The following is a 15,232-nucleotide window of genomic DNA, read 5'->3' as shown; positions in this document are numbered from 1 at the left end:
GGGAATAGCTCAGTTGGTAGAGCACGACCTTGCCAAGGTCGGGGTCGCGAGTTCGAGTCTCGTTTCCCGCTCCAATCTCTTAAATTCTTCAATATCTTCCCCCCAATTTGAATTGCCCATCACATCGCGCCGCGATGATTTGTCGTATCCGGCGTTCAGCCAGATCGGGCCCATGTCTTCTGTGCCCGCGTGGTACACAGGTGCTGGGGAGGTCTGTGGTTACAGGCAAGCTTATGATTGTCGGGAGGAGGGGTGCTGTTGCTGCGGGCAGGCTTATGAGCGTGGCTGGGAAGGGGAAACGGCGGGCAAAAAAATAGGAGGGCCGATGGCTCCTCCTACAGGCTCACTGGCGTGGCTTAGAGCAGGGTAACGTTCTCAGCCTGAGGGCCTTTTTTGCCCTGGGTCACAGTGAACTGGACTTTTTGACCTTCAGCCAGGGTCTTGAAACCGGCGCTCTGGATGGAGGAGAAGTGAACGAAAACGTCCGGTCCCTGGGATTGCTCGATGAAGCCAAAACCCTTGGTCTCATTGAACCATTTTACTTGGCCGGTGCGAATGTCAGACATGTGGTAAGTCCTATCTATAACAAAATGAAACTAAGCCTTGTTGGGCAGCATTTGCTTAGCAATCAGGGGTTGAAGCATGACTGACCACGTCAATTTGTCCCAGTAGCATGTAGAACAATCCCTGTCTAAAGCACAAACGATTGTACGTGAGCGCGATCCCTTGTCAATTTGGCACTTTTCATTTTTTGAGCAAGCTAAAAATATTGTGAACTCAGCGGCTTATTTCATGGATTCAGGTCAAAAAAACGGGAGGCACCAGGCCTCCCGTTGTTTCATTCCTTGAGGGCGAATCCTTCGCCCTGTCGGTCGTAGCGGTAGATGGCCTGACCGTAGGAGCGGATCTCGACCCGCTGGATGCGGCGGGTATCATCGATCAGGATGAACACGGCCCGGCCCGATTGCAGGCGGGTCAGCGGCCGATCAGGCCCTTCGATGGCGATCAGGCGGCTGAGCTCGGCGCCCGGCAGTTCGAACTTGCGGAAGATGGAGTAGAGGGTCTCGCCGGCTTGCACGTCGTGCTGCAGCCAGGTGCCATCCACCTTCTCTTCGACCGGTTTGGCAGCAGCCGGTGCACTGCCTGCGGCGCCATTGCCGACGGTGAGGGCCTGCGCCGGTACGGCGATGGGGACCGCCAGCGAACCGGACGGCGCGGCTTTGGGTGCGGGGACGGCCGGCTCCCAGGCCAGCACCAGCAACCAGAGCGGGATCAGGATCAGCAGCCCTATGGTGTGCTTGCGCGGCAGCGGGCTCGCCAGCTTGAACTTGCCTGTTTTGGCTTCCTGGCCGCGTTGGCCAAGCCCGCTCATGCCCTGACCGATGCGTTGGCGCAGGGGCAGGGTGGCGGCATTGATACGATGGAGCAGGGATCCTTGTGATTCGTCTTGGCGACGCTGCTGGGCTCGTCTGTTGTGGCCACGGGGGCGACGGTCCGGGGTGGGCACGGCATTTACCTCTCACTACATTGCCTGCCATCAGGCAAATTCGTGCCTATGGTAAACGGACTCGCCCCCGAGGGGGAGAGTCCTGAGGTGGAAAATTATCAGCTGAGACGAAATTGTCCCAGTAATTGCTGTAAACGCTCGGCCGCCTGGCGCAACGCCTGGCTGGCTTTGGCCGTTTCGGTCGCATCCAGTGCGATGTCGTTGGCCAGTGCGTTGGTTTTTGACAGGTTGCCGGAGACGGTCTCGGAAACCGAGCTCTGCTCTTCGGCGGCGGAGGCGATCTGGTAGGTCATGTCGTTGATAGTGGAGATGGCCTGATAGATGCTGCCGAGCGCCTCTTCCGCCAGATCCGCCTCGCCCACCGCCTGGTGGGTCAGCTGCTGGCTCTGGTTGATGGCGTTGACCGCATTGGCCGAGCTGTGGCGGATCTTCTCGATCAGTTCCTGGGTATTCTGTACCGCCTGCTGGGTGTTGCCCGCCAGCTTGCGTACCTCGTCGGCCACCACCGCAAAGCCGCGGCCCTGCTCGCCGGCCCGGGCCGCCTCGATGGCGGCGTTGAGCGCCAGCAGGTTGGTCTGATCGGCGATCCCCTGAATGACGGTGAGGATGCTGGTGATCTGCTCGCTGTCGTGGGCCAGCCCCTCGACCACCTCGGCCCCCTTGCCGGCCTCGGCCGCCACCTTGTGCATTGACTGGATCACCTGCTGGAAGCGTACCTTGCCCTGATCCGCCGCCCCCTGGGCCTGCTTGGCCGAGTCGGCGGTGTTGTTGGCGTGGGTCGCCACCTCCTGGCTGACGTAGGACATCTCCTGTACCGCAGTTAGCATCTGCTCCATCTCCGCCTGGTGGTGCTGCAGGTTGGTATCGGTCTGGCCGGCGATGCGATCGGTGTCGCCGGCGTGACGGTTGACCTCGCTGGCGGTCTTGAGCACATCCCCCAGCAGCACCTGCAGCTTGTCGATGAAGCGGTTGATGCCCTTGGCCAAATTCCCCAATTCATCGCGGGACTGGGTATTGAGCCGCTTGGTGAGATCCCCCTCGCCATCGGCGATGTCATCCACCAGGCTGACCATCTGGCGGATGGGGCCGGTGATGCTGCGGGCAATGACCAGCATGGTGGCCAGCGCCAGCACCAGCACGACGACGGCGCCCACCAGTTGCTGGGTCATGGCGGCCCGGTTCATGTCGCTCAGCTGGGCTTCCAGCTGGTCGGCCCCGGCCAGCACCACCTTGTAGGGCAGGGTGACGATGATGGCCCAGTTGCGGCTCATGCCAGGCACCGCGATGGGCACCGAGATCCGGAACGCATCGTCGAGCTCCTGGCGCTGCACCTCGGGTTTGAGGTACTGCTGCCAGCCGTTGCCAAGCAGCTTGTCGGCGCGGCTGCCGAGCAGGCTGGCATCGCCGCTGGTGCCGGTGATGACGCCGGCGGCGCTGACGATCAGGGTCTCGCCCTTGCCGTCATAGATGTTGCTGTTGAGGGACTGGGCCTGACGGCTGATGGAGTCCACCGCCAGATCGAGCGCGGCGATCCCCTTGAACTGGCCGCCCACCATGATGGGGGTGGTGATGGTGCTCACCAGCACCTGCTGGCCGTTGATGTCCACCTTGAAGGGGTCGATCAGGCAGGAGCGTCCCTCCCGTTTCGGGCAGGCGTAGTAGTCGTTGGCCGGATTGCCGAACTCATCCGGATCGCTCTTCTCGATGGAGAGCAGCAGGTCGGTGCCTATGCTCTCCTTGTCGCGATAGAAATAGGGCACGAAGCGCCCCTTGCTGTCACTGCCCAGCGCCGTCTGGCCGGCGAAGCTGGCATCCTGGCCGTCGAAGCCGTTGGGTTCGAAGCCGGCGAAGGCGCCGTAGAGCTGGGGTTCGAGGGAGAGCTGGGCCTTGAGCAGGTCGGTGGCCTGCTGGCGATCCAGCGGCAGTTTGCCTTCCTGCTGCAGGGCGAGGGCACTGGCCATCTGCTGGGTATAGGAGAGCCCCTTTTGCAGCAGCTGGGTGATGGTGGCGGCCTCGGCACGGGCGTTGGCGCTAACCTTTTGCCATGCCTCCTGCTGCAGGGCGGCGCGGCTGGAGCTGATGGTCAGCTTCTGGGTCTGTTGACCCGAGTACTGGTTGAGCAGGATCAGGATGACCAGGGCGGCGGTCATGGCGATCCCGGCCATCACCAGAATGCGATTCTGGATAGAACGGAACTGCATCGTCTCTTCCTTGTTGGTGAGCGTTATTTGGATATCGGCCGGAGGAGGCAGCTCTCCAACACTTGTCATAGCAAAACGGAAACCGGGATTTTGTTTTGCGATCCCCTTCAAATATCAGGCGGCAAGCGGCTGGGACGCCTGTTCAACCCCCTACTTTTGCCCGCTGTGGCTGCATGGTTTTCCCATCCGTCATTGTCGGTGCTAAAATGCGACGGTTTTTTTAACGAATTGGCCCAAGGCCCTCTACACAAGGCTTAAAGATGAAAGTCAAAACCCGTTTTGCTCCCAGCCCGACCGGCTTTTTGCATGTCGGCGGTGCCCGTACCGCACTCTATTCCTGGTTGTTTGCAAAGAATCAGGGCGGTGAGTTCGTGCTGCGTATCGAGGATACCGACCTGGAACGTTCCACTCAGGAGGCGATCGACGCCATCATTGAGGGCATGGAATGGCTGGAGCTGAACTGGGATGAGGGCCCCTATTACCAGACCAAGCGCTTCGATCGCTACAACGGTCTGATCGACGAGATGCTGGCCGACGGCCGCGCCTACAAGTGCTACTGCTCCAAGGAGCGGCTGGAAGCGCTGCGTGAAGGCCAGATGGCCAACGGCGAGAAGCCCCGCTATGACGGCAAGTGCCGCGATCACGCCCACGATCATCCGGCCGATGCGCCGCACGTCATCCGCTTCCGCAACCCGACCGAAGGCTCCGTGGTGTTCGATGACCACGTCCGTGGCCGCATCGAGTTCGCCAACACCGAGCTCGACGATCTGATCATTCGCCGTACCGATGGCGCGCCGACCTACAACTTCTGCGTGGTAGTCGATGACTGGGATATGGAGATCACCCACGTGGTGCGTGGCGAAGACCACATCAACAACACCCCGCGCCAGATCAACATCTACAAGGCGCTGAACGCGCCGGTGCCGGAGTTTGCCCACGTCTCCATGATCCTGGGTGACGACGGCGCCAAGCTCTCCAAGCGCCACGGTGCTGTCTCCGTGATGCAGTACCGCGACGACGGCTACCTGCCGGAAGCGCTGTTGAACTATCTGGTGCGTCTGGGCTGGTCCCACGGCGATCAGGAGATCTTCAGCCTGGAGGAGATGATCAAGCTGTTCAGCCTGGATGCCATCTCCAAGTCCGCCTCCGCCTTCAACACCGACAAACTGCTGTGGTTGAACAACCACTACATGCGCAGCCTGGATCCGGCCTATGTGGCCAAGCATCTGGCCTGGCACATGGCCGATCAGAAGATCGACACCAGCAAGGGCCCGTCACTGCCTGAGGTGGTGACTCTGCTGGCCGAGCGCTGCAACACCCTGGTCGAGATGGCCGCCCAGAGCCGCTACCTGTTCGAAGATTTTGAGGCCATCGACGAAGCGGCTGCCAAGAAGCACCTGCGCGGCGTGGCTGCCGAGCCGCTGACCCTGGCCAAGGCCAAGCTGGCGGCATTGGATAGCTGGACCACCGAAGCGCTGCACGAGCTGATTGAAGCGACCGCCGCCGAGCTGGGTCAGGGCATGGGCAAGGTCGGCATGCCGCTGCGTGTGGCCGTCACCGGTCTGGGTCAGTCCCCTGGCATCGACGCCGTGATGGCGCTGGTGGGCAAGGAGCGCGTTCTGGCGCGTATCGACCGCGCTTTGGCGTACATCGAAGCGCGCATGGCCGCCGAGTAAGCTTGCAGTCGCACATTGCCGTCACCGGTCTGGGGTAATCTCTCCCCCGCCATCGACGCCGTGATGGCGCTGGTGGGCAAGGAGCGGGTACTGGCCCGCATCGACCGCGCCCTGGCGTATATCGAAGCGCGCATGGCTGCCGAATAAGCGCTAGCCAGTGCTTGCGAAAGGGCTCCCGTACGGGGGCCCTTTGTTTTTGGCCAAAGGCCGGTTTTGTGACATAAAACAGCGAGATAGCTGTGTCATTGCCGGTTAAATCGGCTAACTGCTTGAATTTTGACTAAACGCGCGAATAGGCGTTATTTTTGGGTTGACAGCAAAGCGGTCGGTGCCTATCATGCGCCTCCGTTGCCGGAGATAACTTTGGTAGCGCCGAGGTGAGTTGGGGTTATAGCTCAGCTGGGAGAGCGCTTGCATGGCATGCAAGAGGTCCGCGGTTCGATCCCGCGTAGCTCCACCAAATTCTCCTCGAACAATCTGGAATCCAAGGGGTTATAGCTCAGCTGGGAGAGCGCTTGCATGGCATGCAAGAGGTCCGCGGTTCGATCCCGCGTAGCTCCACCAGGTTCCTGATTGAAATGAAGTACCCAGGGCAGTGCGGTGTGTATCACCCAGGCCGACCTTTGTGGGGTTATAGCTCAGCTGGGAGAGCGCTTGCATGGCATGCAAGAGGTCCGCGGTTCGATCCCGCGTAGCTCCACCATCTTTCGTAACGAAAGTAGAAAAGGCCACCGCACTGCGGTGGCCTTTTTGTTTTGCGCTCGGTACACCGGTTGTGCCGGCCGGCCCATAAAAAAGCCCGCATCGCTGCGGGCTTTTGGTTTGATGGCGATGGGTCATCAGCCGTGGCGACGACGCCAAGCCAGCGGCAGCAGCGCCAGCAGCAGAGCGCCCATGGCACCACCACCGCCGTTGCTCTCCTCTTTCAGCTTGAGGTCGACGATGATGGGATCGTGGTCGGAGGCGCTGAACGGATTGTCCGACTTGATCATGTCGCCGGTGAATTCCCGGCCGTACTCGAACAGGTTGCTCTCGAACGAGTTGATGTGCCAGTCGGCCACGGCGATCACCTTGCCGGCCAGCGCCGGGTTGGCGAGGGCATAGTCCAGGGTGCCGAGCTCGGCCTCGTAGCTGTAGGAGATGGCCTTCTCCTTGTTGAACTTGACGTTCATGTCCACCAGGCCGTAGCTCTTGGCCACTTCGCTGCCGGTCTGCTCAAAGACCTGGTCGCCGAGGAAGGTCTGGGAGGCGGAGACTATCTTGCGCTGACCGTCGGTCGGCACATAGTCGGTCAGCACCCGGATCGCATCTTCCCGGGCGTAGGAGTTGAAGTCGCCCACCAGCAGCACCTGGCCGGGCAGCTTGCTTACCGCCTCGCCCAGCACCTTGGCGGCGCTGACCCGGAACTCGGTGCACTTGCCCTGCAGATCGGCCGGCTCCTTGCCGTCCAGGTTTTCCAGGCAGCCTGAACCCTTGGATTTCAGGTGGTTGACCACCAGGGTCAGCGGATCCTTGCTGCCCTCGACGGTGAAGGTCTGCACCAGGGAGTCACGCTGGGAGGCCTGTTTCTCGACCCCTTTGGCATCCAGGTATTTCTGCACTGGCAGGGTGATGACGTTGGCGTCCCCTTGCGGTGCTAGCTTGGCCGGCCGGTAGATCATGGCCACCATGATGGCGTCGCCACCGAAGTAGTGCTCGCCCTGCAGCAGCGCCTTGGGCAGGGTGACGAAGGCGTACTGCTTGCCCGCCTCTTTCTGCTGGGCGTTGAGAGCCTGTACCAGGTCGCTGATGGCGGAGTGGCTGTCAAAGCCGTTGTTCTCCATCTCCATCAGGCCGAGCAGGTCGGCATCCATCTCGGTGATGGCGTTGACGATCTTGGCGCGCTGCTTCTGGAAATCTTCCAGGTTCTTGGCGCCGCGGTTGCAGCCCTTGGCGCTGTCCGCATCCGCCTGATCCTTGCACAGCACGTTGAGGGCACCGCCCACGCTGGAGTGGCTGGTGAAGTAGTTGAGCACGTTGAAGCTGCCGACGCGCAGATCGGTGCCATCGGCACGGGCCGGGGCGCTCTGGCGGTCGTTGTCGCTGGTGCGCAGCAGATCGCCGGCGGTGATCACCTGATCCTGCGGCACGATCAGCCGGTACTCGTTGTAGCTGTAGCCCACCATGGCGTCCAGATTGACCGGGGCATCGCCGATGCGCAGGTAACCCTGCTCCGGCTCCCAGGCCGGCAGCCAGGGCAGTTTGCTGTCGGCGGCCTTGAAGTCCGATTCGAGGAACACCCGGTTGCCGGCGTTGGCCTTGGCCAGCGCCTTGGCGGCCTTGCTGTCGGCATCGTGCAGCTGGGTCGGTTTCATCAGCGGCGCTTGGTGGGAGAGCACCAGGTTGTTGCGCCGGGCGGCGTAGTCATAGCTGAAGTTGCGGCTGATTTTGAGCGCGCTGTCGGCGTCGAGCCGTACCCGCATCCCTTCGTGGCGCTCCAGCGCCCGGGCCAGGGTTTCGTTTTCCAGCACCCGCAGCGGGATGGCGGCCGGGACCGAGCCCTGGGCGACGACCTGCAGGCGCGGGGTGCCGCTGTCAAACACCGGTTTGAGCTGGGTGTGGTTGTAATACTCCTCGACCTTGGCCTCCAGGCAGACTTCGGCACCCGGCTTGATGTCCGGGTACTTGCTGGCGAAGTTCTTGTCGTTCAGGAAGACGAAGATGCCATCCGAGGTCTGGGGGTTGCCGTCGCCCTGCACATCCAGCAGGTAGAACCCCTTGTTGAGGCTCTCGCCGAGGCCAGAGACCACTGCCTTGACCATGACGCTCTGGGGGCTTTCGAACTTGTCGGCGGGAATGAGCGGGCTCTTGTCGCCGCTGCCCTGAATGACCGGGATCGGGGTGAGGGCACTGTCGGCCGGGCAGCTGAAGCCGGCGGCATAGACGGACGGGGAGGCGAGCGCAAGCCCCACGGCCAGCGACAGCAGGGTACGTGTTCCTTTCATAACTGTTCCTTTTTTATTTTTTGCCAGTGTTTCCATAGCCTTGGCGCATCGGCCAAGGGCGCGCATTGTCACATTTCTGGCATGTCATACCAGTGAGCCAACGCACATTACGGGGATACAAATGAGGGCAATGCCGGTTTTTTTGACTTGGCTAACAGTATGAAATTAATGACAAAACAGTTATTTCGTCACATCAGTGAAAATGTGATCTGGCTGGCATCCACATATTTTTCCTCGAGAATGAAGATTGAGACTCGGCTGGTTGATTCCTATACTCGGCTTGTTCCTCACGGAACCCAGGTAAAGGGCAAACCGGTCGAGATGCCGGGACGCAATGCCTCCGGTCTTCAGATCGCGCGATCCAGATAGCGGGGCTTCCCAGGGTGAGGGTGACGTTTGTGGCAGGTCCATTGCCAGTTGTCTGCGCCCATCACGCAGGTTGCGCTTGTTCTTTGCCTTGGTGACCAATGCCAAGACAAAACAAGGAAGATAACAATATGCAACAGACCCTAAGGCCCAGCAGGCTTGCCATGCTGGTGGCTTTGGCTGCCATGCCCGCCTGGGCACAGGCCGCCTATCCCGCCTATCAGGCCGGTACCGCCTACAAGGCCGGCGACATCGTCAGCAACGTCGGCAATCTCTATGAGTGCAAAGAATTTCCCTACTCCGGCTGGTGCGGGGCCTCGCCCTATCACTATGCCCCCGGGGTGGGTGTGGTCTGGGCCGATGCCTGGAAACTCTATGGCGGGGACGTGCCGCCACCGGCGCTCGGCGTGGCCGTCAGCTTGCCGGCTGCCGGCGCCAGTTTCAACGAGGGGGCCAGCGTCGCGCTGGCGGTGACTCTGAGCGGCCCGGTGACGGCGCTGGTTCGGGTGGAATACCTCATCGACGGCAAGCTGGTGGCCACGGCGAGCGCCTCGCCCTGGAACGGCAGCTGGAGTGCCGCCGGTGTCGGCGCCCACGCCCTCAAGGCTCGGGCATTGGATAAAGATGGCAAGGTGCTGAGCGAGGCGGATTCGAACTTCAACGTCGCCGCCGTGGTGGCGCCAGAGGCGCCCAGGGTGAGCATCAGCAGCCCGGCCAGCGGCGCCAAGGTGACCCTGGGTCGCAGCGTGGCGGTGAGCGGCAACGTTACCGATGCCAACAACGACGTCGCCAAGGTCGAGCTGTTCGTCGACGGCAAGAAAGTGGGGGAAGACACCAGTGCCCCCTGGCAGGTGAACTGGACGCCCCAGAGCAAGGGGCTGGCTGGCCTCAAGCTGGTGGCGACCGACAAGGAGAACCTGAGCGGCGAATCGAGCCAGGTCGACGTACAGGTGGAAGAGGCAGCCCTGCCGCCCACTGGCGGCAACCTCTCCTGCGATATTCGTCAGATCTACCGCCCGGATGGCTACGAGTGCATGGGGGATGACCACGCCCGTCGGGTCATCGGTTATTTCACCTCCTGGCGCACCGGCAAGAACGGCTTGCCCTCCTATCTGGTGAGTGACATTCCCTGGGACAAGATCACCCACATCAACTACGCCTTCGCGGCGGTGGACGAGCAGAGCCACACCATCAAGGTGGACGACTCGGCGACCAAGATGACCTGGGACGGCGTGCCGGGTGCCGAGATGGATCCGGAGTTTGCCTACAAGGGTCATTTCAACCTGCTGTCGAAGTACAAGAAGCAGTATCCGGACGTGAAGACCCTGATCTCGGTGGGAGGCTGGGCCGATACCCGCGGCTTCTATACCGCCACCACCAAGGGTGACTGCTCGGTCAACAGCGACGGCATCAACGCCTTTGCCAACTCGGCGGTGAGCTTCATCCGTCAGTACGGCTTTGACGGGGTCGACGTCGACTACGAGTACCCCACCTCCATGAAGGATGCGGGCAACCCCAATGACTTCCCGCTCTCCAACCAGTGCCGCGGCAAGCTGTTTGCCAACTACAAGGTGCTGATGCAGACCCTGCGCAGCAAGCTCGACAGCGCCGGCAGCGAGGATGGTCGCAAGTACATGCTGACCATCGCCTCGCCGGCCTCGGCCTACCTGCTGCGCGGCATGGAGAACTTCCAGGTCACCCAGTACCTCGACTACGTCAACCTGATGACTTACGACTTCCACGGCGCCTGGAACAACTTCGTCGGTCACAACGCCGCCCTGTTCGACAACAAGGCGGATGCCGAACTTGCCCACTGGGGTGTCTATACCCAGAGCCAGTTTGGCGGCATCGGCTACCTCAACGCGGCCTGGTCTGCCCACTACTTCCGTGGCGCCCTGGCGGCCGGCAAGATCAACGTGGGTGTGCCTTATTACACCCGCGGCTGGCAAGGGGTCAGCGGTGGCACCCACGGCCTGGCCGGCAAGGCAGCCCTGCCGAGCCAGAGCGATTGTCAGCCGGGTACCGGTGGCAGCACCATTCCGTGCGGCAACGGGGCGGTCGGCATCGACAACATCTGGCACGATCTCGACAAGAACGGCAAGGAGATCGGCGGTGGCGCCGTGCCCATGTGGCATGCCAAGAACCTGGAGAACGCCGCCAGCCTGGGTATCACCACCATGCCGAGCTACGGCCAGGCCTGGGGTCTGGATCCCAACAACCCGGCTCACGTGGTGCAGGGCAAGTACGTGCGTTACTACGATGACAAGGCGCAGGCGCCTTGGCTGTGGAACGAAGAGAAGAAGGTGTTCCTCTCCACCGAAGATGAAGAGTCCATGGGCCACAAGCTCGACTACATCATCAAGCGGGGCCTGGGTGGGGTCATGTTCTGGGAGATGGCGGGTGACTACGCCTTCGATCCGGCCAAGAACGAGTACGGCATGGGCAGCACGCTGACCACGCTCGCCTACGAGAAGTTCGCCAAGGCTGCCAAGTACAACACCCAGCAGAACGATCTGGCGGCGCCAACCGCCCAGCTCGACATCGCGGTGAGCCTCTCCGGCTTCAAGGAGGGGGATTCCAACTACCCGATCAACCCGACCCTGAAGCTCACCAACAACTCGGCCCAGACCATTCCGGGCGGTACTCGCATCGAGTTCCTGGTGCCCACCTCTACCTCCGACACCATCACCGACCAGAGCGGGATGGGGCTGAAAGTGGTGGAGAGCGGCGGCAACCAGAACTCCGACGGCATCGCGGGCGAGAAGGACTTCCACAAGGCGGCCTTTACGCTGCCGACCTGGAAGGCGTGGGCGCCGGGCAGCGACGTGGAAGTGGCGATGACCTACTATCTGCCGGCCGCCGGTGTGCCGAGCGGTATCCGCATCATCAGCGGCACCCAGACCGCGGGCCTCAAGGCCGAGTTCCCGACCCTGCCGGAGGCCGTATTGGGCAGCAGTGGTGGCGGTGAGAACCCGGGCGGCGCCACCTGCAGCAGCCAGAACGTCAACCCGGCCGCCTACAAGGCCTATCCGACCTGGCCGCAGGGGGATCACGCCAACGGCGGTGACCGGATGACCAACAACAAGGCGGTGTGGCAGGCCAACTGGTGGACCAGCAGTGAGCCCAAGGCGGGCGATGGCAGCTGGAAACTGGTGTGCAGTTACTGAGTTGTCCAGGCTGCTGTACCAGCAGCGAGCTCAGAGCGGGCGATGGCAGCTGGAAGCTGGTGTGCAGCTACTGAGTTGTCCAGGCTGCTGTACCAGCAGCGAGCTCAGAGCGGGCGATGGTAGCTGGAACTGATATGCAGCTACTGATGGCCGTTTGAGGGGCAGGCCGGCACTCTGCATGGCCTGTCCTCTCGCAAGGCAATGACCCAATCCGGAGCCCAGGCTCCGGATTTTTTTATGGCGGGACAATAAAAACAGAGGCATAAAAAAGACCGCTCCGGGGAGCGGCCAATTGCCACCAAGGCAATCTGCGGGGTGACCCCCTTGTTGCTGATCGGCAGGGCTGGGAGGGTGCCCGTCCTGCCGGGTGTCATTGCGTGCCATGCCGGGAACAAATGCCCCAGGCCGGCACGCCTGGGTTGCTTATTGGGTGACGGCGCCGCCCTGCTGCTCTTTCAAGAAGCTGATCCAGGGTGACGCGCGGCCACTGACGTTGCCGTTCTGGGCAGCCTGAGTGAAGGCGGAGAGCGCCTCCTTCGGTTTTTGCTGCTCAAAATAGGCGACCCCGGTCAGGAACTTCAGATCCGCCCGCTGCTCGCCGCTGGCATTGGCGGCGGGCTTGGCGGCGAAGGCCACCAGATCCTGGTAGCGCTTGCTCTGGATCATCATGCGCGCCATCTTGAGCTGCAGCTCGGCGTTGGGGGCCAGCTTGTAGGACTTGGCCAGGGTATCGATGGCCGGGTCCAGCTCCTTGGCCTGGTGCCAGTAGTTGGCCAGCGCCTTGTAGTTGGCCGCGTTGCTCTCGATGGTTCCTTCCTTCATCGCCTTCTCCATCACGCGGGCGGCGCGGTGGGGAATGCCGGCGAAGGCCAGGTAGTTGGCCAGACGCTGCAACTCGGCCGCCTCGGTCAGCATGCCGAGGTTGTAGGCCCCCTCCAGCGCGGCCAGCGCCTTGCCATCGTTGCCCGCCTGCATGTGCATGGCCGACAGCTGGGTCCAGTACTTCTTCTTCTCCGGATAACGGTCGACCAGCGCGGTCAGCACCTCGGTGGCCGGCTTGTACTGTTTCAGCTCGTAGTGGGCCGCCATCTTCAGCAGATACCAGGACTCCGGCGCCTTGCCCGCGGAGAGCTTGATCGCGTTGTCCACCGCCGGTATGGCTTCCCGATACTGCTTGAGCTGCACATGGGCGTTGGCCAGCGTGATGTAGGCGTGCGGGGTCGGCTTCTCGTCCTTGCCCAGGCTCGCGAACCACTGGTTCATGGTGCTGATGGAGGCCTTGAAATTGCCCTCCGCCATGTAGAGCTGGGCCAGGTTGTAGCGCACCTGCTGGGCCACCGGCTGGGGCAGCCCGCCGGTGGCGATGGCGTCGGCGAAGTACTTGGTCGCCTGACCGTACTTCTCCTGCTGCGCCGCCACGAAGCCCAGGGTCTGCAGAATGACCCCCTTGTCGTAGACCCGCTCGCCGGCGCCGGACAGCGCCTCCTGCAGCTTGGCATTGGCCTCGCCGTATTTTTTCTCGGTGATCAGTGCCTGCGCCTTGTTGACCGCGCGGTAGGCGCGATCAGAGAGAGCAGGCTGCTCGGCGGCCCAGCCGGCGGTGCTGAGCAGCACCGCCATGGCGACCGGGGCGAGGATCAGGGTATGTAACTTTTTCATCGCCACCTTCCTTAGTTGACCGCAAACTCGATTTCTTGCTGCATGCGGGTGGCCTGCGGCTTGCCATCGACCATGGCCGGCTTGAACGTCCATTTGGCGATGGTCTTGCGGGCCTCCTTGCCGAGGTCGTAGCTGCGGGGATCCTCTTTGACGATCCGCACGTTGCTGACGGTGCCTCGCTCGGTGACGGTGAACTCCACCAGCACCTTGCCGGAGGCGAGGCCGGCCAGCGCCGCCTTGCGGGGCATCATGGGCTCGAAGGTCGCCAGCGGAATGGCGCCGTTGTTGCCACCCATGCCGCCACCACCACCGCCGGTGCTGTAGGCACCGAGGGCGTTGCCGCCACCGATGTTGACCGGGATGTCGAGTTTGGGCATGTCCATCGGCGAGCTCTCCATCTGCGGCCGATCCGTGCTGGCCACTTCCATCTCGGGAGGGGGAGGGGGCCGGTTCGGGGGCGGCGGCTTGGGCAGCTCGCGTTGTCTCTCTTGCAGGGTCTCCTGAGGCTTGATGCGGATGAAGTCGGTCATGCTGACGTCCTCCTTCTCCACCAACTCCCGGTGATCCGGTGTGATGAGCTTGTTCATTCCCAGAAACAGGAAGAACACCACCACACAGGAGACCGCCAACGATATCAGGTATCTCATGGTGCTCGCTCCGGCATCAGCTGCTCTTGCTCGCCGCGATGGAGATGTTCTGGACACCGGCCATGCGGATCTGATCCATGACCTGGACCACCAGACCTGAACGGGATTCGGTATCGGCCTGGATCACCACGGCGCTCTCCGGGTTTTCGGCCCGCAGCCGCTCGATGTTGGCGCGCACGGCGCCTACTTCGACGATGCGCTTGTCGACCCAGACCTGGCCGTTTTCACGGACCGCGACCATGATGTTCCCCTTCTTCACCGTCTCGGCCGTGCTGGCGCTCGGGCGGTTGATCTCCACGCCGGACTCCTTGACGAACGAGGTGGTGACGATGAAGAAGATCAGCATGATGAACACTATGTCCAGCATGGGGGTCAAATCGATGGCCGCCTCATCAGCACTGCTGTCGCTGTGACGTTTTCTCATGGCAAAAACTCCTTGCTTGTTCTGTGCCCCCGCCAGAGCCGGGCCCGGCGGGGGAGTGCATCCTGCATCAACCGTGTTTCAGGTTGTCTTCCAGCTTCTCGACCGCCAGCTTGGCCTTGTGATCGAGCTGGTTGACAAAAAACAGGCCGGAAAGGGCGGCAATCATGCCCGCCATGGTCGGTACCGTCGCCTTGGAGATCCCCGAGGCCATCGCCCGCGGTGAGCCGGTGCCGGTGATGGCCAGGGTGTCGAACACCTGCACCATGCCGACCACGGTCCCGAGCAGCCCCATCAGCGGGCAGAGGGCGATCAGCACCTTGATGACCGGCATCCCCTTGTCCACCGCCATGGCCACCCGGGAGACCAGCTCGCGCCGGATCTGCTTGGCGGACCAGGAGAGGTGATCGCTGCGGGCCAGCCAGGCGGCCTTGGTCTGCTTCACCTGCTTGGGGTAGACCGCCATGAAGTAGATCCAGCGCTCCAGCAGCAGGGCCCACATCATCAGGGTCAGGAAGAACAGGGCGACCAGTACGTCGCCCCCCAATCCCAGAAACCGGCGGACCGACTCGACTTCTTCAATCAACCAGAACCACATGGGTGA

The 15,232-nt window shown here is 62.2% G+C and carries 11 protein-coding genes, 3 tRNA genes and 1 riboswitch; of the genes, 6 read left to right on the top strand and 8 right to left on the bottom strand.

Going from position 1 to position 15,232, the window contains the following annotated elements; genetic code table 11:
- Nucleotides 1-356: 356 nt before the first annotated feature.
- The 3 genes from OKC44_RS14640 to OKC44_RS14630 all read right to left on the bottom strand — a co-directional run bounded on the left by OKC44_RS14640 (nucleotide 357) and on the right by OKC44_RS14630 (nucleotide 3,708).
- The gene (locus OKC44_RS14640) at nucleotides 357-566 is read right to left on the bottom strand and encodes a cold-shock protein (protein WP_011707209.1); all 210 of its coding nucleotides are present in this window, start codon (nucleotides 564-566) and stop codon (nucleotides 357-359) included.
- A gap of 272 nt (nucleotides 567-838) precedes the next feature.
- Nucleotides 839-1,507: a LysM-like peptidoglycan-binding domain-containing protein gene (locus tag OKC44_RS14635; RefSeq protein WP_011707208.1), complete on the bottom strand. Its 669-nt coding sequence runs from the start codon at nucleotides 1,505-1,507 to the stop codon at nucleotides 839-841.
- Between the two features lie 98 nt (nucleotides 1,508-1,605).
- Complete coding sequence (locus OKC44_RS14630) at nucleotides 1,606-3,708, bottom strand: methyl-accepting chemotaxis protein (protein WP_270813644.1); 2,103 nt, start codon at nucleotides 3,706-3,708, stop codon at nucleotides 1,606-1,608.
- 260 nt (nucleotides 3,709-3,968) lie between these two features.
- Between OKC44_RS14630 and gltX the strand changes: the two genes are divergently transcribed.
- The 5 genes from gltX to OKC44_RS14605 all read left to right on the top strand — a co-directional run bounded on the left by gltX (nucleotide 3,969) and on the right by OKC44_RS14605 (nucleotide 6,087).
- A complete protein-coding gene (gltX, locus tag OKC44_RS14625) occupies nucleotides 3,969-5,384 on the top strand; it encodes a glutamate--tRNA ligase (protein ID WP_201355413.1) in 1,416 nt (471 codons plus the stop codon).
- 15 nt (nucleotides 5,385-5,399) lie between these two features.
- The gene (locus tag OKC44_RS14620) at nucleotides 5,400-5,531 is read left to right on the top strand and encodes a glutamyl-tRNA synthetase (protein WP_223302521.1); all 132 of its coding nucleotides are present in this window, start codon (nucleotides 5,400-5,402) and stop codon (nucleotides 5,529-5,531) included.
- 237 nt (nucleotides 5,532-5,768) lie between these two features.
- Nucleotides 5,769-5,844: transfer RNA gene (locus tag OKC44_RS14615), tRNA-Ala, on the top strand.
- 28 nt (nucleotides 5,845-5,872) lie between these two features.
- A tRNA-Ala gene (locus OKC44_RS14610) sits at nucleotides 5,873-5,948 on the top strand.
- A 63-nt stretch (nucleotides 5,949-6,011) separates the two neighbouring features.
- Nucleotides 6,012-6,087: transfer RNA gene (locus OKC44_RS14605), tRNA-Ala, on the top strand.
- Between the two features lie 136 nt (nucleotides 6,088-6,223).
- Here OKC44_RS14605 and OKC44_RS14600 read toward each other — a convergent pair.
- A complete protein-coding gene (locus tag OKC44_RS14600; protein ID WP_270813640.1) occupies nucleotides 6,224-8,368 on the bottom strand; it encodes an ExeM/NucH family extracellular endonuclease in 2,145 nt (714 codons plus the stop codon).
- Between the two features lie 296 nt (nucleotides 8,369-8,664).
- Nucleotides 8,665-8,750, top strand: a riboswitch (cyclic di-GMP riboswitch).
- Between the two features lie 115 nt (nucleotides 8,751-8,865).
- Between OKC44_RS14600 and OKC44_RS14595 the strand changes: the two genes are divergently transcribed.
- Nucleotides 8,866-11,901: a glycosyl hydrolase family 18 protein gene (locus tag OKC44_RS14595; protein ID WP_442865722.1), complete on the top strand. Its 3,036-nt coding sequence runs from the start codon at nucleotides 8,866-8,868 to the stop codon at nucleotides 11,899-11,901.
- A 423-nt stretch (nucleotides 11,902-12,324) separates the two neighbouring features.
- Here OKC44_RS14595 and OKC44_RS14590 read toward each other — a convergent pair whose 3' ends face one another.
- The 4 genes from OKC44_RS14590 to OKC44_RS14575 form a co-directional block, all read right to left on the bottom strand.
- Entirely contained in the window at nucleotides 12,325-13,560 is a 1,236-nt protein-coding gene (locus OKC44_RS14590) for a tetratricopeptide repeat protein (RefSeq protein ID WP_024943513.1), read from the bottom strand.
- 11 nt (nucleotides 13,561-13,571) lie between these two features.
- Nucleotides 13,572-14,207: an energy transducer TonB gene (locus OKC44_RS14585; protein ID WP_024943514.1), complete on the bottom strand. Its 636-nt coding sequence runs from the start codon at nucleotides 14,205-14,207 to the stop codon at nucleotides 13,572-13,574.
- 16 nt (nucleotides 14,208-14,223) lie between these two features.
- Nucleotides 14,224-14,631 carry an ExbD/TolR family protein gene (locus OKC44_RS14580; protein WP_010633018.1) on the bottom strand — a complete coding sequence of 136 codons (408 nt, stop codon included), beginning with the start codon at nucleotides 14,629-14,631 and terminating at the stop codon, nucleotides 14,224-14,226.
- 67 nt (nucleotides 14,632-14,698) lie between these two features.
- Nucleotides 14,699-15,226 (bottom strand): MotA/TolQ/ExbB proton channel family protein, encoded by a 528-nt coding sequence (locus OKC44_RS14575; protein ID WP_011707201.1) that lies wholly within the window; start codon nucleotides 15,224-15,226, stop codon nucleotides 14,699-14,701.
- Nucleotides 15,227-15,232: the final 6 nt, after the last annotated feature.

Source organism: Aeromonas sp. S41-2, assembly GCF_027705845.1.
Lineage (GTDB): Bacteria > Pseudomonadota > Gammaproteobacteria > Enterobacterales > Aeromonadaceae > Aeromonas > Aeromonas hydrophila.
This window is presented reverse-complemented; position numbering and strand designations above follow the sequence as displayed.